The organism is Klebsiella sp. C349492 (assembly GCF_042055345.1).
GTDB classification, from domain to species: domain Bacteria; phylum Pseudomonadota; class Gammaproteobacteria; order Enterobacterales; family Enterobacteriaceae; genus Klebsiella; species Klebsiella scottii.
Genome location: NZ_JANQCE010000003.1, coordinates 455,757 through 482,596 on the forward strand (window position 1 = coordinate 455,757; position 26,840 = coordinate 482,596).

Below are 26,840 nucleotides of genomic sequence, written 5' to 3' on the forward strand. Positions count from 1 at the left end.
TTAACCTCAAAAAATGACATAATATGACCTTGTCACGTATTGAAATGAAAAGTAAAACAATTCTTATTACGAAAGGTCGTAACGAAAAACACGATACGATATAACATTGGGTACCACTTGTTTGTAATTCAGGCCGAATGAGCACTTTTAAACCATTAAAAATACTTGCTTCGCGCCGCCAGGTGCTGAAAGCAGGACTGGCTGCCGTCACCCTTAGCGGGATTTCATCGCAGGCCAGCGCAAAAGAACAGCCGTTGACGACGTCCAACGGGCACAGTAAACCGGCGAAGAAAAAAGCGGGCGCGAAGCGCGTCGTCATGCTCGATCCGGGACACGGCGGTATTGATACCGGCGCTATCGGCCATAACGGCTCCAAAGAGAAACACGTCGTGCTGGCGATTGCCAAAACCGTACGCAGCATTCTGCGCAGCAACGGTATCGACGCGCGCCTGACGCGCACTGGCGATACCTTTATTCCGCTGTACGACCGCGTGGAAATTGCCCACCAGCACGGCGCCGATCTGTTTATGTCTATTCACGCCGACGGCTTCACTAACCCAAGCGCCGCCGGGGCGTCCGTTTTTGCCCTCTCCAACCGCGGCGCCAGTAGCGCGATGGCGAAATACCTCTCCGATCGCGAAAACCGCGCCGATGAGGTCGCGGGGAAAAAGGCAACGGCGAAAGACCATCTGTTACAGCAGGTGCTGTTCGATCTGGTCCAGACGGATACCATCAAAAATAGCCTGACGCTGGGCTCACATATCCTGAAAAATATTAAGCCGGTGCATAAGCTGCACAGCCGCAACACCGAACAGGCGGCCTTCGTCGTGCTGAAGTCGCCGTCGATTCCGTCGGTGCTGGTCGAGACCTCATTTATTACCAATCCGGGCGAGGAAAAGCTGTTAGGTACCACCGCGTTTCGGCAGAAAATCGCCAGCGCCATTGCCTCAGGCATCATCAGCTACTTCCACTGGTTCGATAACCAAAAAGCCCACTCAAAGAGACGTAAATGAAGCCCGACGTGCAACAGGTTAAACGCTATCTCCTCCAGCTGCAGGACGCTATCTGCCGGCAGCTCAGCGCCCTCGACGGCCAGCCGTTTATCGAAGATAGCTGGCAGCGCGAAGGCGGCGGCGGCGGGCGTAGCCGGGTGCTGCGGGAAGGCGCTATCTTTGAGCAGGCCGGAGTCAACTTTTCTCACGTTCACGGCGACGCCATGCCGGCATCAGCCACGGCTCATCGCCCGGAGCTGGCCGGCCGCAGCTTTGAAGCGCTGGGCGTTTCGCTGGTGGTTCATCCGCGCAGTCCGTACGTGCCGACCAGCCATGCCAACGTGCGCTTTTTCATCGCCGAAAAGCCCGGCGCGGACCCGGTATGGTGGTTTGGCGGCGGTTTCGATCTGACGCCCTACTACGGTTTCGAAGAGGACGCTCGCCACTGGCACCGCACCGCGCGCGACCTGTGCCAGCCGTTTGGCGAAGCGGTCTACCCGCGCTATAAAAAGTGGTGCGATGACTACTTCTTCCTCAGGCACCGCAACGAGCAGCGCGGCATTGGCGGCCTGTTCTTTGACGATTTAAATACCCCGGACTTTGACCACTGCTTCAGCTTTATGCAGGCCGTTGGCAATGGCTACACCGATGCGTATCTGCCGATCGTTGAGCGGCGTAAAGCGATGCCGTACGGCGAGCGGGAGCGTCAGTTTCAGCTCTATCGCCGCGGGCGCTACGTGGAGTTCAACCTGGTGTGGGATCGCGGGACGCTGTTTGGCCTGCAGACCGGCGGGCGCACGGAGTCGATTCTGATGTCGATGCCGCCGCTGGTGCGCTGGGAGTATGACTACCAGCCGCAAGAAGGCAGCCCGGAGGCTGCCCTGAGTGACTTCATCAAAGTCAAAGAGTGGATTTAAACGCAGCCCCGGCCATCCGGGGCTGCGCTCATTACAGCGGCTGAGTTTGTGCTTCCACTACCGCCAGCGCCACCATATTGACAATGCGGCGAACGGAGGCAATCGGCGTCAGAATATGCACCGGTTTTGCCACCCCCATCAGCACCGGCCCAACGGTTACCCCTTCGGAGCTCGAAACCCGCAGCAGGTTGTAGCTAATACGCGCGGCTTCCATATTCGGCATCACCAGAATGTTGGCCGCCCCTTTCAGCGGGCTGTCCGGCATCCGATCGTGACGAATACTTTCGACCAGCGCGGCATCGCCGTGCATTTCGCCATCGACCATCAGATCCGGCGCGCTCGCCTTCACCAGCTCCAGCGTTTTACGCATTTTGCTCGCTGACGGGCAGTTGGCGGAACCGAAGTTAGAGTGCGACAGCAGCGCGACGCGCGGCTCGATACCGAAGCGGCGCACGCTCTCCGCCGCCATCAGGGCGATCTCGGCCAGCTGCTCCGGCGTCGGATCGTGGTTAACGTACGTATCGGCAATGAAGGTGTTACCGCTCGGCAGCAGCAGCGCGTTCATCGCCCCCGCCGTGTTCACGCCGTCGCGATAGCCAAACAGCGGCTGAATCACGGCGTAGTGCTCATGGTAGTCACCGATGGTGCCGCAGATCATCGCATCCGCCTCGCCGCGATGGACCATGATCGCGCCAATCACCGTGGTATTGCTGATGACCGCCCGCTGCGCCTGCTCCTGGGTGATGCCGCTGCGTTTCATCAGCTGGTAATATTCGTTCCAGTACTCTTTGAAGCGCGGATCGGATTCATTATTGACGATCTCAAAATCAACGCCGGCTTTAATCTGCAGGCCCAGCTTCTGAATGCGCATTTCGATAACGCTCGGGCGCCCCACCAGAATCGGCTTCGCCAGCCCCAGAGAGACCAGCTCCTGAGTGGCGTGCAGAACGCGCGTCTCCTCCCCTTCAGCCAGCACCACGCGCTTCGGCTCTTTGCGCGCCTGAGAGAAAATCGGCTTCATAAACAGGTTGGTTTTGTAAACGAACTCGCTGAGTTTCTCGATGTAGGCATCGAAGTCGGCAATCGGGCGCGTCGCCACGCCGGAGTCCATCGCCGCTTTCGCCACCGCCGGCGCGATCTTAACGATCAGCCGCGGATCGAACGGTTTCGGGATGATATATTCCGGCCCGAAGCTCAGATCCTGATCGCCGTAGGCGGAAGCCACCACTTCGCTCTGCTCAGCGTGCGCCAGTTCAGCAATCGCGTGCACCGCCGCCAGCTTCATCTCTTCGTTAATCGCCGTGGCGCCGACGTCCAGCGCGCCGCGGAAGATAAACGGGAAGCACAGCACGTTGTTTACCTGGTTCGGATAGTCAGAACGGCCGGTACAGATAATCGCGTCTTCGCGGACCTGCTTCGCCAGCGGCGGCAGAATTTCCGGTTCCGGGTTAGCCAGCGCGAGGATCAGCGGCGCGCGGGCCATCTTTTTCACCATCTCCGCGGTCAGGACTTTCGGGCCGGAGCAGCCGAGGAAAATATCCGCCCCGTCGATCACGTCATCGAGGGTACGCTTGCCGTCGTCGTCCACCGCGTAAGCCGCTTTGGTCTCCGCCATATTTGGCTCACGGCCTTTATAGATCACCCCTTTGGAATCGCAGACCACAATATTGTGTTTCTGCATGCCCAGCACCACCAGCAGGTTCATACAGGCGATAGCCGCGGCGCCCGCCCCGGAAACCACCATCCGCACGTCGGAGAGATTTTTCCCGACCACCCGCAGGCCGTTGAGAATGGCGGCGGTGCTGATAATGGCCGTACCGTGCTGATCGTCATGGAATACCGGGATATTCATGCGCTCGCGCAGCTTCTGCTCGATGTAGAAACACTCGGGCGCCTTAATATCCTCCAGGTTGATGCCGCCAAAGGTCGGCTCCAGCGCGGCCACCACGTTGATAAACTTATCCGGGTCCAGCTCATCAACTTCAATATCAAACACGTCAATGCCGGCGAACTTCTTAAATAAAACGCCCTTGCCTTCCATCACCGGCTTACCGGCGAGAGCGCCGATATTGCCCAGTCCGAGCACCGCGGTACCGTTGGAGACGACCGCAACCAGGTTGCCGCGCGCGGTGTATTTATAGGCGGCCAGCGGGTCTTTTTCGATCTCCAGGCAAGGCGCTGCTACGCCCGGCGAGTAGGCCAGCGCGAGGTCGCGCTGCGTCGCGAGGGGTTTGGTCGGCACGACCTGAATTTTTCCAGGGACGGGAAATTCATGGAAGTCGAGGGCGCTTTGTTTCAACTGCTCATCCATTTTATTGTTCCTTTCACGTATCGATCGTAGGGGGTGACGGGCAATGACTTTCCTGATGTCCACCCAAGGTGAGCTTAGTATCTCGCCTGACGGTTTTTCAAACTTTGAACACCGCCAAACTCTCGCCATCACAAAGGTATATTTGTTATCGATTTATAACATTTTTGTAACCTAGTTTCGCAGGCAATGATAGCCCTGTCTGCTATGCTTTTTAGTTATCCACCCTATAGCTTCCGCTACCATTCATCACAAAAAACTCATGCAACATATTGTTTCAGGAGTACATTATGTCCCGAAGAGAACTTGCCAACGCGATTCGCGCCCTCAGCATGGACGCAGTACAGAAAGCCAGTTCCGGCCATCCCGGCGCCCCGATGGGCATGGCGGATATCGCCGAAGTCCTGTGGAATGACTTCCTCCAGCACAACCCGGAGAATCCGCACTGGTACGATCGCGACCGCTTTGTGCTGTCCAACGGTCACGCCTCAATGCTGCTCTATAGCCTGCTGCATCTGACCGGCTACGACCTGCCGATGGAAGAGTTAAAAAACTTCCGCCAGCTGCACTCTAAAACGCCCGGCCACCCGGAGCATGGCTACACTCCAGGCGTCGAGACCACCACCGGCCCGCTCGGCCAGGGCCTGGCGAACGCGGTCGGGATGGCGATTGCGGAACGTACTCTGGCGGCGCAGTTCAACCGCCCGGGACATGAGATAGTCGATCACCATACCTATGTTTTTATGGGCGATGGCTGCCTGATGGAGGGGATTTCTCATGAGGCCAGCTCGCTGGCGGGGACCCTGGGGCTGGGTAAGCTTATCGGTTTCTATGACCATAACGGCATTTCTATCGACGGTAAAACTGAGGGCTGGTTCACCGACGATACCGCCGAGCGCTTCAGGGCCTATCACTGGCACGTGATCGGCGATATCGACGGCCACGACCCGCAGGCGGTTGAGCAGGCGATTCGTGAGGCGCAAAGCGTCAAGGATAAGCCGTCGCTGATTATCTGCCGTACCGTCATCGGCTTCGGCTCGCCCAATAAAGCCGGCTCCGAAGAGTCGCACGGCGCGGCGCTCGGGGAAAAAGAGGTGGCCTTAGCCCGCGAGAAGCTGGGCTGGAAATATCCCCCGTTCGAGATCCCCAAAGAGATTTATGACAAGTGGGATGCCAGGCCGCGCGGTGAAAAAGCCGAACACGCGTGGAACGACAAATTCGCCGCCTATCGACAGGCGTACCCCGAGCTGGCGGACGAACTTACGCGCCGGATGAGCGGCGATCTGCCTGAAAGCTGGAGCGAGATCGTCCGCGGCTACATCGCGAAGCTGCAGGCCAGCCCGGAGAAAATCGCCAGCCGCAAGGCCTCACAGAATGCGCTTAACGCCTACGGGCCCGCGCTGCCGGAGCTGCTCGGCGGCTCGGCGGATCTGGCGCCCAGCAACCTGACCATCTGGTCGGGCTCGACCTCAATTAAAGACGATCCGGCCGGCAACTATATCCACTACGGGGTGCGCGAGTTTGGTATGACCGCCATCGCTAACGGGATTGCCCTGCACGGCGGATTCATCCCCTACACCTCGACCTTCCTGATGTTCGTGGAATACGCGCGCAACGCGGCGCGCATGGCCGCGCTGATGAAGGCCAGGCAGATCATGGTTTACACCCATGATTCCATTGGTCTGGGGGAAGATGGCCCAACGCACCAGGCGGTTGAGCAGCTGGCCAGCCTGCGGCTGACGCCTAACTTCAGCACCTGGCGCCCCTGCGACCAGGTGGAAACCGCGGTCGCCTGGCGGGCGGCCATCGAGCGGCAGAGCGGCCCGACCGCGCTGATCCTGTCGCGACAAAATCTGGCGCAGATGGCGCGCACGCCGCAGCAGGTGGACGATATTGCGCGCGGGGGTTACGTGCTGAAAGATGCCGGCGGTAAGCCGGATCTGATCCTGATCGCCACCGGCTCTGAGATAGAAATTACCGCGCTGGCGGCGGAAAAGCTGCTTGCGAAAGGCGTCAATGTGCGGGTGGTTTCGCTGCCGTCAACCGACGTGTTCGATGCCCAGGATGCGGCATACCGGGAATCCGTACTGCCGTCTGACGTCAGCGCCCGCATTGCCGTTGAGGCCGGGATTGCCGACTACTGGTATAAATACGTCGGCCTCAAGGGCGCCATTGTGGGCATGAGAAGCTACGGCGAATCGGCGCCGGCGGATAAACTGTTCCCGTTCTTTGGCTTTACCGTCGAGAATATCGTCAGCACGGCTGAAGGGCTGCTTAACGGGTGATCCACAGCGTAGGCCAGGCGTCTGGCCTCTGCCAGTTATCGCACTGCGGCTGCTGAGCAAAGCGTACCAGGCTAAACCGCTGGCCGTCATACCGCCAGCGGGTCTGGGTGCCGCAATCCCCCGGGCCGCGCCCCTTCTCAAGGGTTACCAGCTCGTGGCGCTGCTCGTCGATGCTGGCATTCATCAGCTCAATTTCGCGCCCTGCGCCGCCGGGCGGCTGGAAAGGCAGCGTCAGGCTCAGCGGACGAGCGACGTACGGCTGCTGGCGCGAAACCAGCCACGCCAGCCATACGGTGTTGTAAGCCCCCGCTTCACAGCTGAACATCAGCAGCACCTTCTCATCGGTTAGCGCGGTGACCCGCACCTCACGCAGGGAGGGGTCCAGCGAGCATGAGCTGTTGCTCATGCGCTCGTTGCCATAGTCCATCAGGTCATTCAGCTCATCGCGGCTCAGCGGCGATTGCGATACGTCGACTTTCGCCACCGTACGCAGCGCTGGCGCCGGAGGGACGCTGAGCGGCGGCTCTTCGCCTTTGCCAATCCAGGCCGTTTCGCTGCCTACCCGCTTCTGACGGCTGTCGATAAACAGCAGCGCCGCCTTCAGGCCCTGCAAGGAAATGGTCTGCAGGCCGTCCACCAGGCTTATCGCCTGCCCTTCCTGCACCTGCTGGAGAAAAGCGTCGATGGCGGCGCTATCGCCGGTTTTGAGCAGCTTATCGGCAACCTGCCAGCGCGTATCCACCAGCGCCAGCGGTTTACCATCAAGCAGAAGACGAGGGCCGATCGGCGCCAGCGCCGCCACCGGATTGCCGACCCCGCCCAGCTCAATGCGCAGGCTGGCATCGGTTGCCGCCCCGGCGCTGCGGCTGAGGGTCATCACCAGGCCATAGTGCAGCCCGACGTTGCGGGTTACGCAGAAGTTTTGATTATTACAGGTCACCAGCCAGTCGCTGAAAGTCTGCTGCACCGGTGCCGCCCACGCCAGCGACGTGGGTAACAGGCCGAAAAGCAGAACCAAGATAAGCCGATAAAACATGCGTGGTACAACCCCGGAAGATAGCGCGAAAAACAGCCGCTATCTTCCCCAGCGATACGCCTTTACTCAATCGGATTTATCAGATATCCCCGGCCATCAGCCCCGAAGCGTGCAAATATTGCAGCAGGATAACCGCTTTCCCATCGCGAATCTCGCCGCCAGCCACCATCGCAAGCGCCTCGCTGAAAGGCAGCTCCAGCACCTCAATCTCTTCATCATCCACCCCGCCGCCGCCGTTTTTACGCTGAGCATCGCTGTATTCGGCGATAAAGAAATGGATAAGCTCGGTGACGCCGCCGGGAGACATATACAGTTCGAACAGCTTGCGAACCTCTCCCACCTCGTAGCCGGTCTCCTCGATCGCCTCTTTGCGAATGCAGGCTTCCGGCTCGTCGTTATCCAGCAGCCCGGCGCAGGTCTCAATGAGCATCCCGTCTTCGTTACCGTTCACCCAGGTGGCGACGCGGAACTGGCGCACCAGCACCACGCTTTGCTTACGCCGGTTGTAGAGCAGAACCGTTGCGCCGTTGCCGCGATCGTAAACCTCGCGCTTATGGCGAACCACGCTGCCGTCGCCGCGCGTCAGCTCGTAGGTCATATTGCGCAAAACGAACCAGTTTTCGGAGAGGATTTTATCTTTAATGACGTTGATATTGAGTGACATACGACCCCGCAGCAGAGAATGACGCTGTCATACTACGCTGCGGAGTCCGCTTTGTCGTTAGCAGGGAGGAATCGATTTTAGGCCGAGGAAATCGATGATCCCCTGCGCCGCATGGCGGCCCTCCGCCATCGCCGTCACCACCAGGTCGGCTCCGCGAACCGCATCCCCGCCGGCAAAAATCTGCGGATGGCTGGTCTGATAGCGGTAGCGGCTTTCAACGTGAGCGCGGATCCGCCCGCGGCTGTCCAGCTGCACGCCGGCGGACTCCAGCCACGGCATCCCGTGCGGGTGAAAACCAAAGGCCATAATCACCGCATCCGCCGGCATAACGAATTCGCTGCCCGCAATCGGCGACGGAGTGCGGCGCCCCTGCGCGTCCGGTTCGCCGAGTCGGGTTCGCAGGAAGCGCACCCCGTTGACCCGCCCGTTGGCATCCAGCTCCAGGGTCACCGGCTGAACGTTGAATTCAAATACCGCCCCCTCTTCCCGGGCATTTTTGACCTCTTTTTTCGACCCCGGCATATTGGCTTCGTCCCGGCGGTAGGCGCAGGTAACCTGCTTCGCGCCGTGACGCAACGCGGTGCGCACGCAGTCCATCGCCGTATCGCCGCCGCCCAGCACCACCACATTCAGTCCGTGGGTATCGATATAGGGCTCCGCCGCCAGCTCGCTCAGCCCCATCACCTGTTTAGTATTGGCAATCAGAAACGGCAGCGCGTCGTACACCCCGGGGGCCTCCTCATTCGGCAAACCCGCTTTCATCGAGCGATAGGTCCCGGCGCCGATAAACACCGCGTCGTAGTCGTCCAGCAGCGCGTCGAGGGGAAGATCTTTGCCCACCTCGCAGTTCAGCTCAAAGCGCACGCCCATTGCGCTAAAGATCTCCCGCCGTCGGGAGAGCAGCGATTTATCCAGCTTAAAGGCGGGAATACCGAAGGTGAGCAGGCCGCCGATTTCCGGGTGACGGTCAAACACCACCGGCTGCACGCCGTTGCGCACCAGCAGATCTGCGCAGGCGAGCCCGGCAGGGCCGGCGCCGACAATCGCCACCTTTTTCCCGCTGGCAACGACCTGCGAAAGATCCGGCCGCCAGCCGCCAGCCAGCGCCTGGTCCGAAATATAGCGTTCGATGTTGCCGATAGTGACCGCGCCATGTTCATCACGCAGCGTGCAGGCTCCCTCGCACAGGCGATCCTGCGGGCAGACGCGGCCGGTGATTTCCGGCAGGCAGTTGGTCTGGTGGGAAAGCTCAACGGCGGCGGTCAGATCGCCGGCCTTGACCCGTTCAATCCACTGCGGGATGTGGTTGTGCAGCGGGCAGGTCCATTCGCAGATGCTGTGCTCGCCGCACTTCAGGCAGCGCCGCGCCTCCTGCTGCGCCTGGGCTGCGCGAAGCGGTAGATAGATTTCAGAGAAATGCGTTTTACGCTGCGCTGCCGCGAGCTTGTCGGCTTCCGCGCGCGGCGGCGTCGCCGCCATCTGCTCGACCTTATCGCCAGGTTCAGACAGCCTGAGGTCTGCGGAATGGCGATGCCACGGCCGGGCGTCCAGGCTGGCGGCCCGCAGGCGTCGTCGTTTCGCCAGGCTGAGCAGCGTCTCTTCCCCTGCCAGCTGCAGCGCCTGCGCCGGACAGTTTTGCACGCAGGCCGGCCCCGCTTCGCGATCGCGGCACAGATCGCACTTGTGCGCGGTCGCCTTCACTATTCCTGCCGGTAGCGGCGTAAGCACGATTTGCATGACCCCAAACGGGCAGGCCACCATGCAGGATTTACAGCCGATACATTTTTCCTGGCGCACCTGTACGCTACCGTCAACCTGGCTTATCGCACCGTTCGGACAGCTGCGGGCGCAGGGCGCGCCTTCACAATGGTGACACGTTATGGCGTTACATTTTTTCTCGCCTTTGATGACGACAATTCGTGGCAAAAAGCGGCGTGCGGTCAGGACGTGCTGCTCATCGTTATGCGCCATGACGCAGGCCACTTCGCAGGCCTGGCATCCGATGCATTTGTGACTATCGCTCAAAATAAAGTGGTTCATGGCATCCTTCCGTCTTCCCGGTAAATAACCATGCGGTTAGCATAGCTATTAATTACCCGACAAGGTGGGACGGAAACAATGTTCATTTGCCCAGGATAGCGCTTATCTGGCGATAATCCGTTTTGGATCAAATTTTTTGACTTAAATGAAATAACGTTTTACTTATTCAGGCGATAATCAATCAGGGCGCAAAAGCGATAAAACGTGTTTACTTCCGGCATCAATTGCGAAAGGGTAGCGCCATGAGCAGGCCTTGGGTAAAGGGGCAGAACACTTCTTTACCGTGCCGTAAAAGGCACACGATAAATTACACTATCTCCTTAATTTCTCCACGATTGCCTGCAGGCTTACCGCTAGAGTGTCACAGGCTGTGCAATAACAAAAAATGTACAAAATGAGGTCCTAATCCTGATGGCGAATTTCTTTATCGATCGCCCCATTTTTGCGTGGGTACTGGCAATTCTTTTGTGCCTGACCGGAACGCTCGCGATTTTATCGCTTCCCGTTGAGCAATATCCCGAGCTGGCGCCGCCGAACGTGCGGATCACCGCCAACTACCCCGGCGCCTCCGCGCAAACGCTGGAGAATACCGTCACCCAGGTTATCGAGCAGAATATGACCGGCCTCGATAACCTGATGTACATGTCATCGCAGAGCAGCGCCACCGGCCAGGCGACGGTCACCCTGAGCTTTACCGCCGGAACCGACCCCGATGAAGCGGTGCAGCAGGTGCAAAACCAGCTGCAGTCGGCGATGCGTAAACTGCCGCAGGCGGTGCAAAATCAGGGCGTCACGGTGCGTAAAACCGGCGATACCAACATTCTGACCCTCGCTTTCGTCTCCACCGACGGCAGCATGGATAAGCAGGATATTGCCGACTACGTCGCCAGTAACGTCCAGGATCCCCTAAGCCGCGTCAACGGCGTCGGCGATATCGATGCCTATGGCTCCCAGTACTCAATGCGTATCTGGCTCGATCCGGCGAAGCTCAACAGCTACCAGATGACGGCGAAAGACGTCACCGACGCCATCGAATCGCAGAATGCCCAGATTGCCGTAGGCCAGCTGGGCGGCACGCCGTCGGTTGATAAGCAGGCGCTTAACGCCACCATCAACGCCCAGTCGCTACTGCAGACGCCGGAGCAGTTCCGCGATATTACGCTGCGCGTTAATCAGGATGGCTCGGAAGTAACGCTCGGTGACGTTGCCAGCGTTGAGATGGGGGCCGAAAAATACGATTACCTCAGCCGCTATAACCGCCAGGCGGCATCGGGGCTGGGCATTAAGCTCGCCTCCGGCGCCAACGAAATGGCAACAGCCGAACGGGTAATTACCCGCCTGGACGAGCTTTCGCAGTATTTCCCGCATGGCCTGGAGTACAAAATCGCCTACGAGACCACCTCGTTCGTTAAGGCATCGATTACCGACGTGGTGAAAACGCTGATTGAAGCGATCGCGCTGGTGTTCCTGGTGATGTACCTGTTCCTGCAAAACTTCCGCGCCACGCTGATCCCAACCATTGCCGTCCCGGTCGTTTTAATGGGCACCTTCGCGGTGCTCTATACCTGCGGCTACAGCATCAACACCCTGACGATGTTTGCTATGGTGCTGGCGATCGGCCTGCTGGTGGATGACGCCATCGTGGTGGTGGAGAACGTCGAACGTATCATGAGCGAGGAGGGGCTCTCGCCCCGGGAAGCGACCCGCAAATCGATGGGGCAGATCCAGGGCGCGCTGGTGGGCATCGCTATGGTGCTGTCGGCGGTGTTCATACCGATGGCCTTCTTCGGCGGCACCACCGGCGCCATTTACCGCCAGTTCTCAATCACCATTGTTTCCGCGATGGTGCTGTCGGTGCTGGTGGCGATGATCCTCACCCCGGCGCTGTGCGCCACCCTGCTCAAACCAATTCATAAAGGCGAACTGAACGGGCAGAAAGGCTTCTTTGGCTGGTTTAACCGCATGTTTGATCGTAACGCCAGCCGCTACGAATCTTCGGTCGGTAAAATTCTGCACCGTTCGCTGCGCTGGATAATGATCTACGTCCTGCTGCTGGGCGGGATGGTGTTTCTGTTTATGCACCTACCGACCTCGTTCCTGCCGCAGGAAGATCGCGGGATGTTCACCACCTCGGTGCAGCTTCCCGCCGGCGCTACGCAGCAGCAGACGCTGAAGGTGGTGCAAAAAGCCGAAGACTACTTCCTCAATAACGAGAAGGCCAACGTCGAATCGGTGTTCGCCACCATCGGCTCCGGCCCGGGCGGAAACGGCCAGAACGTGGCGCGAATGTTCGTGCGCCTGAAGGATTGGGACCACAGGGACCCCACCAGCGGTTCTGCCTTCGCCATTATCGAACGGGCGACTAAAGCGTTTAACAAAATTAAAGAGGCGCGCGTCTTTGCCAGCAGCCCGCCGGCCATCAGCGGGCTGGGCAGCTCTGCCGGCTTCGATATGGAGCTCGAAGACCACGCCGGCAACGGACACGATGCGCTGATGGCCGCCCGCGACTCCCTGCTGGAGCTGGCCGCCAACAATTCTCAGCTGACCCGCGTGCGCCACAACGGCCTTGACGATAGCCCTCAGCTGCAGATTGATATCGATCAGCGCAAAGCGCAGGCGCTGGGCATATCGATTGATGACATCAACGATACGCTGCAAACCGCCTGGGGTTCGAGCTACGTGAACGACTTTATGGACCGCGGCCGCGTGAAAAAAGTCTACGTCCAGGCGGAGGCAAAATATCGCATGCTGCCGAACGATATTAATCTGTGGTACGTGCGCAACAGCAGCGGCACGATGGTGCCCTTCTCGGCGTTTGCCAGCTCGCGCTGGGAAACCGGCTCGCCGCGGCTGGAGCGCTATAACGGCTACTCGGCGGTCGAAATCGTCGGCGAAGCCGCGCCGGGCGTCAGTACCGGTACGGCGATGACGATTATGGAAGAGCTGGCGCAGCAGCTGCCGAACGGCTTCGGCCTCGAGTGGACGGCGATGTCGTATCAGGAGCGCTTATCCGGTGCCCAGGCCCCGGCGCTGTACGCCATCTCGCTGCTGGTGGTCTTCCTGTGCCTGGCGGCGCTGTATGAGAGCTGGTCGGTACCGTTCTCCGTGATGCTGGTGGTGCCGCTGGGGGTCATCGGCGCCCTGCTGGCAACCTGGATGCGCGGTCTTGAGAACGATGTTTACTTCCAGGTAGGGCTGCTGACGGTTATCGGCCTGTCGGCGAAGAACGCCATTCTGATCGTCGAGTTTGCCAATGAGCTCAATGAGAAAGGAGAAGACTTACTGGCTGCGACGCTCTCAGCCTGTCGTCAGCGCCTGCGGCCGATTCTGATGACCTCGCTGGCCTTTATTTTCGGCGTGCTGCCGATGGCGACCAGCACCGGCGCAGGTTCAGGTAGTCAACATGCGGTCGGCACCGGGGTGATGGGCGGCATGATCTCCGCCACCGTTCTCGCCATCTTCTTCGTGCCGCTGTTCTTTGTGCTGGTGCGGCGCCGCTTCCCGCTAAAAGAACGCCCGCAATAACCTGCGGCCGGCGCGAGGCCGTATCGTCGCGCTGGAATAACAAAAAAGGCGACCAGAAGCGTCGCCTTTTTTATGTGTTCAGATCCACTGCATCGTTATTTTAGCAGTTGGAATACCCTGCTCACATTGCGGAATTTATTTACGAAGCATGCCTTCGATAAAATCTTTCCAGTTCCCTAGTTCATGTTCAATCATAATAGCCTCTCTTATTATTATGGGTGATTTTATGTAAATTCATCGGTTATGGGAAGTTGTTTGCCACTATCGCTTTGATTGCTTGATGGCCACTGTCAGGATAGCTATCGCTGATTTGCAGCTACTATGACCCTGCCAGTGTAAATTTAATGTGATACATAGCAATATTTTGCAATATCAGACTCGTCCTCAGGCATTGACCGTCTACGGCGGAAGAGGCCAGAATTTCAGCGCGCGAGCGTCGTCACAATCCTGCGCAAGAGATGAATATTTAACCAACCTATAAGCATGGTTATATATTGCCGGCAAAAAATTACATTTATTAAAGCGATTCACGTATTATTCCCTATCGGCTTATATATACCCGAAATAACTCAAGTTTCAGGATGCTAACGGACAGGCCGCCGGGTACGGCGTGAGTATATTCGGAAAAATCTGCGTTCCGCGCTTAATTCAATGAAAAAGGTTTCATTATGCTGACCATGTACGGGATAAAAAACTGCGACACCGTTAAAAAGGCCCGCCGCTGGCTGGAGGCTAACCAGGTTGAATACCGCTTCCATGATTATCGCGTCGATGGGCTGGAGCGTGAATTATTAGATACGTTTATTGCTGAACTGGGTTGGGAAGCCCTGCTCAACACCCGCGGCACTACGTGGCGTAAGCTGGATGAATCGGTCCGCTCCCGCATCGATAACGCCGATGCCGCCGCCGGGCTGATGCTCGAAATGCCGGCGATCATCAAACGCCCATTGCTCTGCGCGCCCGGTCAGCCTATGCTGCTGGGCTTCAGTGAACTCACTTATAAGAAGCTTGTTAACGAGGTATAGTCTATGTCTTGCCCGGTCATTGAGCTGGCTCAGCAGCTTATTCGCCGCCCTTCCCTCAGCCCCGATGATGCGGGATGCCAGGCGTTAATGATTGAACGTCTGCGTGCGATTGGTTTTACCGTTGAACCGATGGATTTCGGCGATACCCAAAATTTCTGGGCCTGGCGCGGACGCGGCGAAACCCTGGCCTTCGCCGGTCATACCGATGTTGTCCCGGCGGGCGACGCTGACCGGTGGATTAACCCACCGTTTGAACCGACTATTCGCGACGGCATGCTGTTTGGCCGCGGTGCGGCGGACATGAAAGGCTCGCTGGCCGCGATGGTGGTCGCCGCCGAGCGTTTTGTCGCCCAGTATCCGAACCATAAAGGTCGGCTGGCCTTTTTGATCACCTCAGATGAAGAAGCCAGCGCCCACAACGGCACGGTGAAAGTCGTCGAAGCCCTGATGGCCCGCAAAGAGCGCCTCGATTACTGCCTGGTGGGCGAACCCTCCAGCACCGAAGTGGTCGGGGACGTGGTGAAGAACGGCCGCCGCGGCTCGCTAACCTGCAATTTAACCATCCACGGCGTGCAGGGCCACGTCGCCTATCCCCATCTGGCGGATAATCCGGTGCACCGCGCCGCGCCGATGCTCACCGAGCTGGTGGGAATCGAATGGGACAAAGGCAACGAGTTCTTCCCGCCGACCAGCATGCAGATTGCCAACGTCAAGGCGGGAACCGGCAGCAATAACGTGATTCCGGGCGACATGTTCGTTCAGTTCAACTTCCGCTTCAGCACCGAGCTGACCGACGAGATGATCAAAACCCGGGTTGTAGAGCTGCTGGAAAAATACCAGCTGCGCTACACCCTCGACTGGTGGCTCTCCGGCCAGCCGTTCCTGACCGGCCGCGGTAAGCTGGTTGAAGCGGTGGTGAATGCCATTGAGCACTATAATGAGATCAAGCCGCAGCTGTTGACCAACGGCGGTACCTCCGACGGGCGGTTTATCGCTCGCATGGGAGCACAGGTGGTTGAGCTGGGGCCGGTGAATGCCACGATCCACAAAATTAACGAGTGCGTGAACGCCGCCGACCTGCAGCTGCTGGCGCGGATGTATCAACGGATCATGGAACAGCTGGTCGCCTGACAACATCGACAGATACCCTGAACGATGACGGGTATAAAAGAGGAAGCAGCATGGAATGGCTAAGTAAATACTGGTGGGTTCTGGTGTTAGTTTTTTTAGTGGGCGTCATGATTAACGTGATTAAGGACCTTAATCGCGTCGACCACAAAAAATTTCTCGCCAACAAGCCGGACCTTCCCCCCCATCGTGATTGCAACGATAAGTGGGATGATGACGACGACTGGCCGAAGAACGACTCGTCGAAGAAGTAGGTTCGACGCGCGGTCTCCCCGGTGAACGTCACCTCGCCGGGGGATCTCCCGGATAACGGCGTCATACGCCTTATCCGGGCCAGCTATCGCCCAATCACAGCAGCTCGATAATATCGTCATCTTTCGGCGTGCTGCCGCTTAACGCTTCGTCGAAATAGTGCTTCGGTACGGTATAGCGCAGACGCTCGAGCGCAAACTGCATGCTGCGATCGTCAATCGCGTGTCCCAAATCCTCAACGATATCCAGCGTCACGTCGCCACCGGCCTGCACCAGCGCCTCCTGCGCCGCGACGGCCCACGCCAGATCGATAACCCGATCCTCGCCGCCGTGGATCAGGTGCACGGTGGTCGCCGTTGTCGCCGACTGCGGCAGCGTGGCGTAGCGCCCGTTAAAGGCGATCACCCGCGAAGCCAGTCCCGGTTCGGCCTTGATGCTTTCCAGCGACATAATCGCCCCCTGCGAGAAGCCAATCAGCGCCGTTGCCTGCGCAGGCACGCCGCTTTGCTTCTGCCAGTAGCGCACCGTCTCAATAAAGGTCGGCATGATGGCGTCAATACGCGCCTGCCGGTTGTCCTCGGTCACCCCCTGCACGGAGAACCACTGACGGCCGGGTGCCGGGCCGCACGGCTCGGCGCCGCCGATACTGACGATTAACGCATCCGGGAACTGCGGCGCGAACAGGCTGCCGATTTGCCCCATTGCAACCGGATTATCACCGACGCCATGAAACAGCAACAGCAGCTGCTGAGCAGGTGTCACAGGGCTTTGAACAATAAAATGATCGTGTTTCATGGCTTTCTCCTTTGTCTACGCGGGCAGTTTACGCCGCAGATAAAATATGACCATGACATTTAACTGAATGAGTTAGTTAAAAAAATTGCAGTTGCTCAACCCGCTGACGCAGCTCATCGGCGCGGGCCGCATCCAGGCTGAACAGCGCCTGCCCCGCCTCCTCGCGTAACCTTGCCAGCAGCGCTTTGCGTCCGGCCAGCTGCAGAGAAGCGCAGAGTTCGGCCTCATCCTGTCGCCGCAGGCGGGCGCGCAGAGCCGGAAGCGGCAGATCGACCCGCAGCAGCAGGCGGTTCAGGCAGCCAATCGTCGCCAGCAGCGGGCGGTGGGCAAAAGCAAACCCGGCGGCCTCGAGCCAGTCCTCTTCCGTCAGCATAGCAGCCTCGACAACCGGCAGCGGCAGCGCCTCTTCCCGCCATGCGCGCAGCCAGTACTCGTCGCGCCGCAGCCGCGCCAGCTCCTGCTGGCGTAAGCGGTGGCCCGCAGGCGTTAACGGATACAGCGCCATCGCCGTATAGCAGCCGCTGCTCGCTTCACGGTGCGTACCGAGACGCACCAGCGTAAAGCCGCAGCGCTGCCAGAAGCGCCAGAGCTCAGCGGTATAGCCAAAGCTCACCGAGAGGTAGTCAAGACCATCCGCCTCGGCCACGGCCTTCGCCACCAGCGCCTGGCCTAACCCTTCGCGCTGGCGCGACGGATGTACGGCAATGCGGCCGATCCGTCGCGCCACCAGCGTAGCGGCCAGCGGAGTGCCGCCGTGCGCCGCCAGCGACTGGGCCACCAGATTACCGCGCGGGCGGCGGTATCCCGCCCACACCGCCTGACTGAGAGCGGGGGCAAGAGCGCCCTCCTCTACCAGCCACAGCGCTCCGGCAACGTGGCTCCCGGCACGCGCGCAGATAAACCGCTGCCCGGGAGCGTCCATCATCCGGCGTAAATCCAGCGGCGACGTACGATAGTGCGCGCCGGAAAGGAGCTGATACATCGCCTCCGGCAGGGACGGCCGCAGCCGCCAGCTGGCCTGATGTACCGTTTCCAGCACCGCCTGGCCCTGCGGTGGATGCATAAAGGACTCATCACCAAATAGCAGCAGTTCGCTCACCAGCGCCTCCAGCGGGCAGCCGGGCGCCCAGCGCACGGGCGCAGAGAGGCTAAACTGGCGCAGCTGCGTGAAGCCAGAACAAAACTTAAGCAAAAAACCGCGGCCGGTTCCTTCATACCCCTGTACGGTCGTGGTCAGCAGAGTACGCGGGAAGCGCGCCACCAGCCGGCGCAGCAGCGGCCCGGGAATGGCGGCCGCTTCGTCAACGATCAGCCACGAGGCGTTAACCTCGGACGCCAGCAGCGCGTCGGGGGCCATAAAACGGAAATGCTCCCCGGCAAACGCCGCGATAACGTCCGTGGCGCCGCGCGCGGGGGCGGTCACGATCGCATCGCCTCCCAGCTGTCGAATCAGCATTCCCGCCAGCGCCGATTTCCCCCGCCCGCGCTCGGCGGTTACCGCGGCAATGCCGGGAGGGAGAGCGGCCAGGTCGGCAAGGACGGCCGCCTGTTCGGCCAGGGGCCGGCCGTCGGCTGGATGCCACAGAGGGCGAGGCGCGGCATCCGGCAGGCGCCTCGCCTCGCCCTGCCGCCAGACCAGCGCCTCTTTAGCCGCTGCGGTCAGCAGGCAAAAGCGCTGCACAAAGTTGGGGGTTGGGATGGGGTCCGGCGCATCGCTCCAGCGCAGCGAGTCCGCGTCCGGCTGCGTCGGCCAGCGTGCAAAAGGAGGGGTCAGCAGCACCAGCCAGCTTCCGGCGCGCAGCGTGCCGCACAGAGCGGCAAACGCCGCCACGTCGAAGCCGCTGCGGGCGTCAAAGAAAGCGTGCTGGTATTCGCGTCCGAGCAGAGACTTCAGGGCGCCGGGAGAACCCGAGGGCGCCGGCATCGGCTGGGGGGAGATCCACAGACCGTCCCCGGCCAGCCGTTCACGCAGCGCCAGCGCCTGCTGCAGGCACCACGCTTCGTCGCCGCTGAGCACCAGCAGGCGACGAATGCCCTGCTGCGCCATCCGGGCCGTCAGGTTAAGTAATTCATCCATTTACAGCGGCGATCAGAGCGCATTACCAAACGTATTGCACTGCGCCGGGTCTCCGCTGTCAAAACCGCGCTTAAACCAGGTATAGCGCTGCTGCGAAGTACCGTGGGTAAAGCTGTCCGGGACGATGCGCCCCTGGCTTTGCTGCTGCAGACGGTCGTCACCAATGGCCTCTGCGGCATTCAGCGCTTCCTGCAGATCGCCGGTTTCCATAACGTCCTGATTTTGCATGCTGTGACCCCAGACGCCGGCAAAGCAGTCGGCCTGCAGCTCCATTTTCACCGACAGGCGGTTAACTTCAGCCTGCGACGCGTGCTGCTGCAGCTGACGCACTTTGGATTCAATGCCCAGCAGCTTCTGCACGTGATGCCCGACCTCGTGAGCAATCACGTAGGCCTGAGCAAAATCGCCGTCCGCGCCGAGCTTGTTTTTCATCTCATCGTAGAACGAGAGATCGATGTAGACCGTGCTATCAGCCGGGCAGTAGAACGGCCCCATAACGGACTGGCCGGTACCGCAGCCGGTCCGCGTCGCGCCGCGATAGAGCACCAGCTTCGGCTGCGGGTACTGACGGCCCATCTTTTGGAAGATAGCGCCCCAGGTATCTTCGGTATCCGCAAGAATCACCTTGGTAAACTTCGCGGCCTGCTCTTCCTGCGGGCTGACAGAGCGTTGGGTGGTGGTTTGCTGCTGTGAAACGGGCTCTCCGGTCAGCATGCCGGTCAAATCCACGCCGTAATAGCCCGCAACCAGCACGATAATCAGCAGGACGATACCGCCCTTCCCGCTGGGAAGACGGAAGCCACCGCCGCCTCCGCCCAGGGGCGAGCCGGAATCATTACGTCGATCTTCTACATTGTCGCTTTCGCGACGTCCTTGCCAGCGCATAGGCACCTCAATCCATCAAGTTGTCGAATATGAGAGATCGTAGGCGGTTCGGCGCAGGATTACCACTGGAAACAACAAGAAGAGCGCCAGAAGGTAGAGCTACCTTCTGGCGAAGGGAGGATTAGTCGAGCTTAACGCCAAGGCGATGGGCCACTTCTTCGTAGGCTTCAATCAGGCCGCCGAGGCTCTGGCGGAAGCGGTCTTTGTCCATTTTATCGAGGGTATTTTTATCCCACAGGCGGCTGCCATCCGGCGAGAACTCATCGCCCAGCACCACTTCGCCTTTAAACAGGCCAAACTCCAGCTTGAAGTCGACGAGGATCAGGCCCGCGTCGTCAAACAGCTTTTTCAGCACATCGTTAGCTTTGAAGGTCAGCTCCTGCATGCGGGCCAGGTTCTTTTTATTCACCCAGCCGAACGTTTCGCAGTAGGACTCGTTGACCATCGGGTCGTGCATCGCGTCATTTTTCAGGAACAGGTCAAACAGCGGCGGGTTCAGCTCAATACCTTCTTCGATGCCCAGACGCTTAACCAGAGAGCCGGCCGCACGGTTGCGGACTACGCACTCAACCGGAACCATCTCCAGCTTTTTCACCAGGCACTCGGTGTCAGAAAGTAGCGCTTCCATCTGGGTCGGGATGCCGGCTTCTTCCAGCTTGCTCATAATGAAATGGTTAAACTTGTTATTCACCATCCCCTTACGATCGAACTGTTCAATGCGCGCGCCATCCCCTGCTGAAGTATCGTTACGGAACTCGAGTATCAGCAGGTCCGGGTTCTCGGTGCTGTAAACGGTTTTCGCTTTACCACGATACAACTCAGCTTGCTTGTTCATCTTTGTCACTCCAGTGAAGATATAGACGATAAAAATTGCGTTTTTCTGCCGACGCACACGTTTGCGTCACTATACAGAAAAAAGGGCCGGATTGCTCCAGCCCTGTTTATTACTTACCGAATGCGGCCTGGAATACGGCAACCAGCGCATCATTCTGCGACTGGGTCAGCGTATGACCTTTCGGGTCGATGAACTGCAGGCTGCTGCGGTTATCAAGATCGCCGACCTGCAGTTTGTAGTCACCTGAAACCAGCTGCGGATCGTGGGCACCCAGCTCCTGCCAGCTGCTGTCAGACAGCGGCTTGTAGGTCAGCGCCATGCTGCCCTGAGAGCGCGTGCTGTCGGTCACCTTCATGCCCGCTTTTTCCAGCGCGCCCGGCAGACGTTGCCACACGAGGTTAAACGGTGCGCGGACAACCAGCATCGGCAGACCGGTATCATCGGCAGCGCTCTGCACGTCGAAGGTCGCGCCGGCGTTTTTCTGCGCCGCGTTCTGCGCGCTGGTGGCGTTCATGTCCAGACCTTCGGAAATGACGTTCAGCATAGAGGTGCTGTAGCGCTGCAGCGATGCCGGATCGGATACCGGTTTCCCGGCCTGCTCGAGGTTAACCAGCTTCACCACCACCGCCTGCTGATAGCCCTGCGGTTTAACTGAGATTTGATAGCGACCACGGTACTGCTGGTCTTCATCGAGGCGACTCCACTCCACCCAGTCGGTGTTCAGCGTCTGGCTGGCATCGTCACGTTTGGTGATGACGTAGTTTTTTGACTGCAGGATGCTGGTGACCTGCGCCCACAGCGAACCGCTGCGGCTGTTTTCCACCATCAGCGTCGAAGTGTCGCCATTAAACTGAGTGCGTGCGCCGTTTACCAGGGCCAAAGGCTGGGCCGGTGGACGAATGTCCAGAGCTTTACCCACCGCGCCGGCGCTGGTCGCAACCGGAATATTATAATCGCCAACCTGAACCGGCAGGATCATCCCCGCAGGCGCGTGAAGCTCGCTGAGCGGCGTAGCTTGCAGGTAAACCTCGTCGCCGCTAACCTGACGCTTGTAGCGCGAATCCGAACTACAGGCCGCGAGAAGCAGGACCAATGAAACACCCGCAACCTTCGCCAGGCGCGACTTCTGTACTGAGTAAGCCATCAAATCTCCCTAAACTTTACAGCAGACCGGCATGCTTCAGCGCTGCGGTTACCGCCTTCTTACCTTCTTCGGTAATCGGCGTCATCGGCAGGCGCAGCGTATCGGTCGCCACAAGACCCAACGCCTTACATGCCCATTTCACGGGGATAGGGTTGGGTTCGACAAATAATTTTGTATGCAATGGCATCAGACGCTGGTTAATCGCCCGCGCTTCGGCAAATTGACCCGCCAGAGCCAGTCGGCACATGTCCGCCATTTCACGCGCCGCAGCGTTTGCGGTGACGGAAATCACGCCATGACCACCCAGCTGCATAAAGTCCATTCCGGTCGCGTCATCGCCGCTCAGCAGAATAAAGTCGTCTGAAACCAGCTCTTTGATCTGATGAACGCGACTTAAGTTCCCCGTCGCTTCCTTAATACCGATAATATTTTTTACTTCCGCCAGGCGGCCGACGGTTTCCGGCAGCATATCGCAGCCGGTACGGGACGGCACATTATACAGGATTTGCGGCAGGTCGGTGTGTTCTGCGATGGCTTTAAAGTGTTGGAACAGGCCTTCCTGGGTCGGGCGGTTGTAATAAGGGGTTACCGTCAGGCAGCCAACTACTCCGCTGTCGTTGAAACGCTGGGTCAGGCTGATCGCCTCTGCGGTTGCATTTGCACCGGTCCCCGCGATAACCGGGATACGCCCGTCGGCCAGCTCAAGCGTCATCATCACAACGTCGCCATGCTCTTCATGGCTCAACGTCGCGGACTCACCGGTAGTCCCTACCGAAACGATCGCCGAGGTTCCGCTGGCGACATGGTAATCAATCAGTTTTTTCAGGCTTGTCCGGCAGACGTTACCGTTTTCATCCATCGGCGTGACAAGCGCTACAATACTTCCCGTGAACATGGGCCATCCTCAGAGCAGAAGTGCGACAAGATTCTCAATGTTACGTTTGGTGCCGTAATAAAAGCAAGAGACCCGATGCCTTCAGGGATGTTGTATGCCGGTTTTTTTTATGCTTTCCTAATGTTACCTCACCTTTTTAAAGGAAGAACAGGTTTGACCGCCTCATTACAACACTATCTGGTTATTACCGCTTTGGGCGCTGACCGTCCCGGCATCGTGAATACGATCACCCGCCACGTCAGCAGCTGCGGCTGTAATATCGAAGACAGCCGGCTGGCCATGCTCGGTGACGAATTTACGTTTATCATGCTGCTTTCTGGTACGTGGAATGCGATTAACCTGATTGAATCGACCCTACCGCTGAAAGGTGCCGAGCTGGATCTGCTGATCGTGATGAAACGGACAACCGCTCGGCCGCCTCAGGCCATGCCAAACACCGTCTGGGTCCAGGTTGAGGTACCGGACTCGCCGCATATTATCGAGCGCTTCACCGCCCTGTTTGACGCGTGGAATATGAATATCGCCGAACTGGTTTCTCGTACCCAGATCGGCGGCAATGACGATTCAGCCCAACTCTTCATCCAGATATCGGCGCACAGTCCCGCTACGCAAAATGCATCAAATATCGAACAAGCGTTCAAAGCCCTATGTACAGAACTGAACGCACAAGGCAGTATTAACATCGTTAATTATTCACAGCATGATGAACAGGATGGAGTTTGAGTAATGAATCCACTGAAAGCCGGTGATATTGCACCGAAATTTAGCTTACCAGACCAGGACGGCGAGGAAGTAAATTTGACCGACTTCCAGGGACAGCGTGTTCTGGTTTATTTTTACCCGAAAGCCATGACCCCGGGCTGTACCGTTCAGGCCTGCGGCCTGCGCGATAATATGGATGACTTAAAGAAAGCGGGCGTTGAGGTACTGGGCATCAGTACGGATAAACCAGAAAAACTCTCCCGTTTCGCCGAAAAAGAGCTGCTGAACTTCACGCTGCTGTCTGATGAAAACCATCAGGTCTGCGAGCAGTTTGGTATCTGGGGCGAAAAATCGTTTATGGGGAAAACCTACGACGGTATTCACCGTATTAGTTTCCTGATTGATACAGATGGCAAAGTTGAACACGTGTTTGATAACTTCAAAACCAGCAATCACCACGACGTGGTGCTGAACTGGCTGAAAGAAAACGGTTAACGTTTTATTGAACGCGGGACGCCGGGGCATTTCACTGACCCGGCGTCCGTTTTAGCACTTCCGTTCGTCAAGCCGTCGCGCTATTTATCGTCTTCTACCACCAGTCCGTCCGGCCAGGCGTGCACCACCGCCTTGATTAAGGTCGCCAGCGGGATGGCAAAGAATACGCCCCAGAATCCCCACAGCCCGCCAAAGATAACCACCGACAGAATAATCACCAGCGGATGCAGGTTAACCGCTTCGGAGAACAGCACCGGCACCAGCAGGTTGCCGTCCAGCCCTTGAATAATCAGGTATACCGCAAACAGGCTCCAGAACTCGGTGCCCGCGCCGAACTGAAACAGCGCCACGCCCACCACCGGGATGGTGACCACGAAGGCGCCGATGTAGGGGATCAGCACCGAGAACCCGACCAGCACCGCCAGCAGCAGCGAATAGTTGAGCCCAAAGAGGATAAAGCCGATCCACGTCGCCACGCCGACGACGATCATCTCCAGCACCTTACCGCGAATGTAGTTGGTGATTTGCTGATTCATCTCCTTCCACACCTGCCCTGCCAGCCCGCGGTTACGCGGCAGCACGCGGCGTACGGCGTTCAGCATCTGCTCTTTGTCTTTCAGCAGGAAGAAAACCATCAGCGGTACCAGCACCAGATAGACCGCCAGGGTCAATAAACCGACCAGCGAGGCCAGGGAGTACTTCACCACCGAATCGCCGACGGTCAGCATGCGGTTACGCATATTGTCCGCCATCGCGTCGATAATCCCGGCGTCCATCAGCGCCGGATAGCGGCGCGGCACGGTGGCGGCAAAATCGGAGAGCTTATTCAGCATGCCCGGCATATCGCGAATCAGATAGATCCCCTGCTGCCAGGCGACGGGCATCACCACGAAGGCCATCAGCAGCAAAATACCGACAAACAGTATCAGAACGAACGACGTCGCCCAGGTACGCGATAGCCCCACGCGCTCGAGCCTGACGGTCGGCCACTCCAGCAGATAGGCCAGCACGATAGCCACCAGTAACGGCGCCAGCATACCGCTGAAAAAGAACATAATGCCGAATCCAGCCAGCAAAATAACCAGCAGCGCTATCGCCTCCGGATCGCTGAACCGGCGGCGGTACCACTGTATTAACATCTCAAGCATAAACCCTTCCCTGAAGCGCAAAACTGCAACAACCCGAGGAATTGTATCTAAACGTCACAAAAAAGACTTCGCTTTTTATTAGCAAAACCACAAACATGACTTCCCGCAGCAATATCATATTTTCAACGGCGTCAACGACAGCTAAACTCGCAGGACAAGCGGAAATGGAACATTCCACCGCCCTACCGGTCAAACTGGCACATCCACATAAACAGGACAGAGGTTATGTTCAGGCAGTTAAAGAAAACGCTGGTGGCAACCGTGATAGCGTCGCTGACGCTGGGTTCGATTTTACCTGCTTTTGCTGACTCCGCAGATACCCTGCCTGATATGGGTACCTCTGCAGGAAGCACGCTTTCCATCGGTCAGGAGATGCAGATGGGGGATTACTACGTCCGCCAGCTGCGCGGCAGCGCTCCGTTGATTAACGACCCGCTGCTGGTGCAATACATTAACGGATTAGGTATGCGCCTGGTTTCGCACGCCAACTCGGTGCGAACCCCCTTCCACTTCTACCTGATCAATAACGACCAGATTAACGCCTTCGCCTTCTTTGGCGGCAACGTTGTGCTGCACTCGGCCCTGTTCCGCTACTCGGATACGGAGAGCGAGCTGGCGTCAGTCATGGCGCACGAAATTTCACACGTCACGCAGCGCCATCTCGCGCGCGCGATGGAAGACCAAAGGCGCAACGCCCCGCTGACCTGGGTTGGCGCGCTGGGCTCGATTCTGCTGGCGATGGCCAGCCCGCAGGCCGGTATGGCGGCCCTCACCGGCACGCTGGCCGGCACCCAGCAGGGGCTGATCAGCTTTACCCGCCAGAATGAAGAAGAGGCTGACCGCATCGGGATTCAGGTGCTGCAGCGCTCCGGATTCGATCCGCAGGCGATGCCGGCGTTTATGAGCAAGCTGCTCGATCAGTCGCGCTACTCCACCCGCCCGCCGGAAATGCTGCTCACCCACCCGTTACCGGAAAGCCGCCTGTCCGACGCCCGCAACCGCGCGAATCAGATGCGTCCGGTGGTAGTGCAATCATCGGCCGATTTTTATATGGCCAAGGCCAGAACGCTGGGGATGTATAACTCCGGGGACAATAAGCTCGGCAGCGACCTGCTCGATGCCTGGGCGAAAGGCAATATCCGCGAGCAGCACGCCGCGCAGTACGGCCACGCCCTGCTGGCGATGGGCAGCAATAACTACGATCTTGCACGTAAAACCCTGCAACCTCTGCTGAGCGCCGATCCGCAAAATGCCTGGTATCTCGATCTGGCAACCGATATTGACCTTGGCCAGAAGAAAACGGCCGATGCGATTAACCGACTGAAAAACGCCCGCGAGATCCGCACCAACCCGGTACTGCAGCTGAACCTCGCTAACGCCTACCTGCAGGGCGGACAGCCGGCCGACGCGGCGAATATCCTTAACCGTTACACCTTTAATAATAAAGACGATGGCAACGGCTGGGACCTGCTGGCGCAGGCGGAAGCGGCCCTCGGCAATCGCGATCAGGAGCTGGCGGCCCGTGCGGAAGGAGTGGCGCTGGTCGGCCAGCTTACGCAGGCTATTTCGCTGCTCAGCAGCGCCAGTTCACAGGTGAAGTTGGGCAGCCTGCAGCAGGCTCGCTACGATGCGCGCATCGATCAGCTGCGCCAGCTGCAGGAACGATTCCGCCCATATCAAAAAATGTAAGGA

Annotated in this window: 21 protein-coding genes and 1 pseudogene; 10 read left to right on the forward strand and 12 right to left on the reverse strand. The window is 58.7% G+C overall.

The genetic code is table 11. The features are described from left to right. The first annotated feature begins 137 nt into the window (after positions 1-137). Positions 138-1,013, forward strand: coding sequence for an N-acetylmuramoyl-L-alanine amidase AmiA (gene amiA, locus NWP14_RS14765; protein WP_095100396.1), 876 nt, complete (start codon positions 138-140; stop codon positions 1,011-1,013). Beyond that, the gene (gene hemF / locus NWP14_RS14770) at positions 1,010-1,909 is read left to right on the forward strand and encodes an oxygen-dependent coproporphyrinogen oxidase (protein WP_375215568.1); all 900 of its coding nucleotides are present in this window, start codon (positions 1,010-1,012) and stop codon (positions 1,907-1,909) included. The genes amiA and hemF overlap by 4 nt, the downstream gene beginning before the upstream one ends. A gap of 31 nt (positions 1,910-1,940) precedes the next feature. Here the strand turns inward: hemF and maeB are convergent, their stop codons facing one another. Next, a complete protein-coding gene (maeB, locus tag NWP14_RS14775) occupies positions 1,941-4,220 on the reverse strand; it encodes an NADP-dependent oxaloacetate-decarboxylating malate dehydrogenase (RefSeq protein ID WP_375215569.1) in 2,280 nt (759 codons plus the stop codon). 287 nt (positions 4,221-4,507) lie between these two features. Between maeB and tkt the strand changes: the two genes are divergently transcribed. Continuing rightward, a complete protein-coding gene (gene tkt, locus NWP14_RS14780) occupies positions 4,508-6,502 on the forward strand; it encodes a transketolase (RefSeq protein ID WP_375215570.1) in 1,995 nt (664 codons plus the stop codon). On the opposite strand, the gene NWP14_RS14785 is transcribed toward tkt, so the two are convergent. The 3 genes and pseudogenes from NWP14_RS14785 to aegA form a co-directional block, all read right to left on the reverse strand. Further along, on the reverse strand, positions 6,492-7,538 hold the full coding sequence (locus NWP14_RS14785) for a DUF1176 domain-containing protein (protein ID WP_346430935.1): 1,047 nt from the start codon (positions 7,536-7,538) through the stop codon (positions 6,492-6,494). The two genes, tkt and NWP14_RS14785, sit on opposite strands and share 11 nt — an antisense overlap. 66 nt (positions 7,539-7,604) lie before the next feature. After that, a pseudogene (gene nudK / locus NWP14_RS14790) lies at positions 7,605-8,202 on the reverse strand (GDP-mannose pyrophosphatase NudK). Positions 8,203-8,259: 57 nt separating this feature from the next. Next, entirely contained in the window at positions 8,260-10,242 is a 1,983-nt protein-coding gene (gene aegA / locus NWP14_RS14795) for a formate-dependent uric acid utilization protein AegA (protein WP_375215571.1), read from the reverse strand. Positions 10,243-10,653: 411 nt separating this feature from the next. On the opposite strand from aegA, the gene acrD reads away from it, so the two are divergent. Beyond that, positions 10,654-13,767, forward strand: coding sequence for a multidrug efflux RND transporter permease AcrD (gene acrD, locus NWP14_RS14800; protein WP_375215572.1), 3,114 nt, complete (start codon positions 10,654-10,656; stop codon positions 13,765-13,767). A gap of 135 nt (positions 13,768-13,902) precedes the next feature. Here acrD and ypfM read toward each other — a convergent pair whose 3' ends face one another. After that, positions 13,903-13,962 (reverse strand): protein YpfM, encoded by a 60-nt coding sequence (gene ypfM / locus NWP14_RS14805; RefSeq protein ID WP_100181659.1) that lies wholly within the window; start codon positions 13,960-13,962, stop codon positions 13,903-13,905. A 473-nt stretch (positions 13,963-14,435) separates the two neighbouring features. Here ypfM and NWP14_RS14810 point away from each other — a divergent pair, with 473 nt between their 5' ends. Genes NWP14_RS14810 through NWP14_RS14820 form a run of 3 tightly spaced genes read left to right on the forward strand, consistent with a single transcriptional unit; the run spans position 14,436 to position 16,174 of the window. Beyond that, a complete protein-coding gene (locus NWP14_RS14810) occupies positions 14,436-14,792 on the forward strand; it encodes an ArsC family reductase (protein WP_346430933.1) in 357 nt (118 codons plus the stop codon). 3 nt (positions 14,793-14,795) lie between these two features. Further along, positions 14,796-15,923 (forward strand): succinyl-diaminopimelate desuccinylase, encoded by a 1,128-nt coding sequence (gene dapE, locus NWP14_RS14815; RefSeq protein WP_375215573.1) that lies wholly within the window; start codon positions 14,796-14,798, stop codon positions 15,921-15,923. Positions 15,924-15,973: 50 nt separating this feature from the next. Beyond that, positions 15,974-16,174, forward strand: a complete 201-nt coding sequence (locus tag NWP14_RS14820; RefSeq protein ID WP_095100377.1) for a YpfN family protein — start codon at positions 15,974-15,976, stop codon at positions 16,172-16,174. Positions 16,175-16,268: 94 nt separating this feature from the next. Here NWP14_RS14820 and ypfH read toward each other — a convergent pair whose 3' ends face one another. From ypfH to dapA, 6 genes are all read right to left on the reverse strand, one after another. After that, positions 16,269-16,967 (reverse strand): esterase, encoded by a 699-nt coding sequence (gene ypfH, locus NWP14_RS14825; RefSeq protein ID WP_346430932.1) that lies wholly within the window; start codon positions 16,965-16,967, stop codon positions 16,269-16,271. 76 nt (positions 16,968-17,043) lie between these two features. Further along, on the reverse strand, positions 17,044-19,044 hold the full coding sequence (locus tag NWP14_RS14830) for a tRNA(Met) cytidine acetyltransferase TmcA (protein ID WP_375215574.1): 2,001 nt from the start codon (positions 19,042-19,044) through the stop codon (positions 17,044-17,046). 12 nt (positions 19,045-19,056) lie between these two features. After that, positions 19,057-19,929 carry a neutral zinc metallopeptidase gene (locus NWP14_RS14835; protein WP_095100370.1) on the reverse strand — a complete coding sequence of 291 codons (873 nt, stop codon included), beginning with the start codon at positions 19,927-19,929 and terminating at the stop codon, positions 19,057-19,059. 121 nt (positions 19,930-20,050) lie between these two features. After that, positions 20,051-20,764: a phosphoribosylaminoimidazolesuccinocarboxamide synthase gene (gene purC, locus NWP14_RS14840; protein WP_095100368.1), complete on the reverse strand. Its 714-nt coding sequence runs from the start codon at positions 20,762-20,764 to the stop codon at positions 20,051-20,053. Between the two features lie 109 nt (positions 20,765-20,873). Then, the gene (gene bamC, locus NWP14_RS14845) at positions 20,874-21,908 is read right to left on the reverse strand and encodes an outer membrane protein assembly factor BamC (RefSeq protein WP_095100366.1); all 1,035 of its coding nucleotides are present in this window, start codon (positions 21,906-21,908) and stop codon (positions 20,874-20,876) included. 16 nt (positions 21,909-21,924) lie between these two features. Next, complete coding sequence (gene dapA / locus NWP14_RS14850) at positions 21,925-22,803, reverse strand: 4-hydroxy-tetrahydrodipicolinate synthase (protein WP_095100364.1); 879 nt, start codon at positions 22,801-22,803, stop codon at positions 21,925-21,927. A gap of 153 nt (positions 22,804-22,956) precedes the next feature. Here dapA and NWP14_RS14855 point away from each other — a divergent pair, with 153 nt between their 5' ends. Then, the gene (locus NWP14_RS14855; RefSeq protein WP_346432076.1) at positions 22,957-23,526 is read left to right on the forward strand and encodes a glycine cleavage system transcriptional repressor; all 570 of its coding nucleotides are present in this window, start codon (positions 22,957-22,959) and stop codon (positions 23,524-23,526) included. A 3-nt stretch (positions 23,527-23,529) separates the two neighbouring features. Continuing rightward, on the forward strand, positions 23,530-24,000 hold the full coding sequence (gene bcp / locus NWP14_RS14860) for a thioredoxin-dependent thiol peroxidase (protein ID WP_041146681.1): 471 nt from the start codon (positions 23,530-23,532) through the stop codon (positions 23,998-24,000). A gap of 80 nt (positions 24,001-24,080) precedes the next feature. On the opposite strand, the gene NWP14_RS14865 is transcribed toward bcp, so the two are convergent. Further along, complete coding sequence (locus NWP14_RS14865; RefSeq protein WP_375215575.1) at positions 24,081-25,148, reverse strand: AI-2E family transporter; 1,068 nt, start codon at positions 25,146-25,148, stop codon at positions 24,081-24,083. A gap of 225 nt (positions 25,149-25,373) precedes the next feature. On the opposite strand from NWP14_RS14865, the gene bepA reads away from it, so the two are divergent. Next, positions 25,374-26,837, forward strand: a complete 1,464-nt coding sequence (gene bepA, locus NWP14_RS14870) for a beta-barrel assembly-enhancing protease (RefSeq protein WP_095100358.1) — start codon at positions 25,374-25,376, stop codon at positions 26,835-26,837. The last annotated feature ends 3 nt before the right edge of the window (positions 26,838-26,840 follow it).

What these genes read in the sequence shown, in the direction of transcription:
- amiA (WP_095100396.1), top strand. Translation starts at nt 138, where the DNA reads ATGAGCACTTTTAAACCATTAAAAATACTTGCTTCGCGCCGCCAGGTG.
- hemF (WP_375215568.1), top strand. Translation starts at nt 1,010, where the DNA reads ATGAAGCCCGACGTGCAACAGGTTAAACGCTATCTCCTCCAGCTGCAG.
- maeB (WP_375215569.1), bottom strand. Translation starts at nt 4,220, where the DNA reads ATGGATGAGCAGTTGAAACAAAGCGCCCTCGACTTCCATGAATTTCCC.
- tkt (WP_375215570.1), top strand. Translation starts at nt 4,508, where the DNA reads ATGTCCCGAAGAGAACTTGCCAACGCGATTCGCGCCCTCAGCATGGAC.
- NWP14_RS14785 (WP_346430935.1), bottom strand. Translation starts at nt 7,538, where the DNA reads ATGTTTTATCGGCTTATCTTGGTTCTGCTTTTCGGCCTGTTACCCACG.
- aegA (WP_375215571.1), bottom strand. Translation starts at nt 10,242, where the DNA reads ATGAACCACTTTATTTTGAGCGATAGTCACAAATGCATCGGATGCCAG.
- acrD (WP_375215572.1), top strand. Translation starts at nt 10,654, where the DNA reads ATGGCGAATTTCTTTATCGATCGCCCCATTTTTGCGTGGGTACTGGCA.
- NWP14_RS14810 (WP_346430933.1), top strand. Translation starts at nt 14,436, where the DNA reads ATGCTGACCATGTACGGGATAAAAAACTGCGACACCGTTAAAAAGGCC.
- dapE (WP_375215573.1), top strand. Translation starts at nt 14,796, where the DNA reads ATGTCTTGCCCGGTCATTGAGCTGGCTCAGCAGCTTATTCGCCGCCCT.
- NWP14_RS14820 (WP_095100377.1), top strand. Translation starts at nt 15,974, where the DNA reads ATGGAATGGCTAAGTAAATACTGGTGGGTTCTGGTGTTAGTTTTTTTA.
- ypfH (WP_346430932.1), bottom strand. Translation starts at nt 16,967, where the DNA reads ATGAAACACGATCATTTTATTGTTCAAAGCCCTGTGACACCTGCTCAG.
- NWP14_RS14830 (WP_375215574.1), bottom strand. Translation starts at nt 19,044, where the DNA reads ATGGATGAATTACTTAACCTGACGGCCCGGATGGCGCAGCAGGGCATT.
- NWP14_RS14835 (WP_095100370.1), bottom strand. Translation starts at nt 19,929, where the DNA reads ATGCGCTGGCAAGGACGTCGCGAAAGCGACAATGTAGAAGATCGACGT.
- purC (WP_095100368.1), bottom strand. Translation starts at nt 20,764, where the DNA reads ATGAACAAGCAAGCTGAGTTGTATCGTGGTAAAGCGAAAACCGTTTAC.
- bamC (WP_095100366.1), bottom strand. Translation starts at nt 21,908, where the DNA reads ATGGCTTACTCAGTACAGAAGTCGCGCCTGGCGAAGGTTGCGGGTGTT.
- dapA (WP_095100364.1), bottom strand. Translation starts at nt 22,803, where the DNA reads ATGTTCACGGGAAGTATTGTAGCGCTTGTCACGCCGATGGATGAAAAC.
- bcp (WP_041146681.1), top strand. Translation starts at nt 23,530, where the DNA reads ATGAATCCACTGAAAGCCGGTGATATTGCACCGAAATTTAGCTTACCA.
- NWP14_RS14865 (WP_375215575.1), bottom strand. Translation starts at nt 25,148, where the DNA reads ATGCTTGAGATGTTAATACAGTGGTACCGCCGCCGGTTCAGCGATCCG.
- bepA (WP_095100358.1), top strand. Translation starts at nt 25,374, where the DNA reads ATGTTCAGGCAGTTAAAGAAAACGCTGGTGGCAACCGTGATAGCGTCG.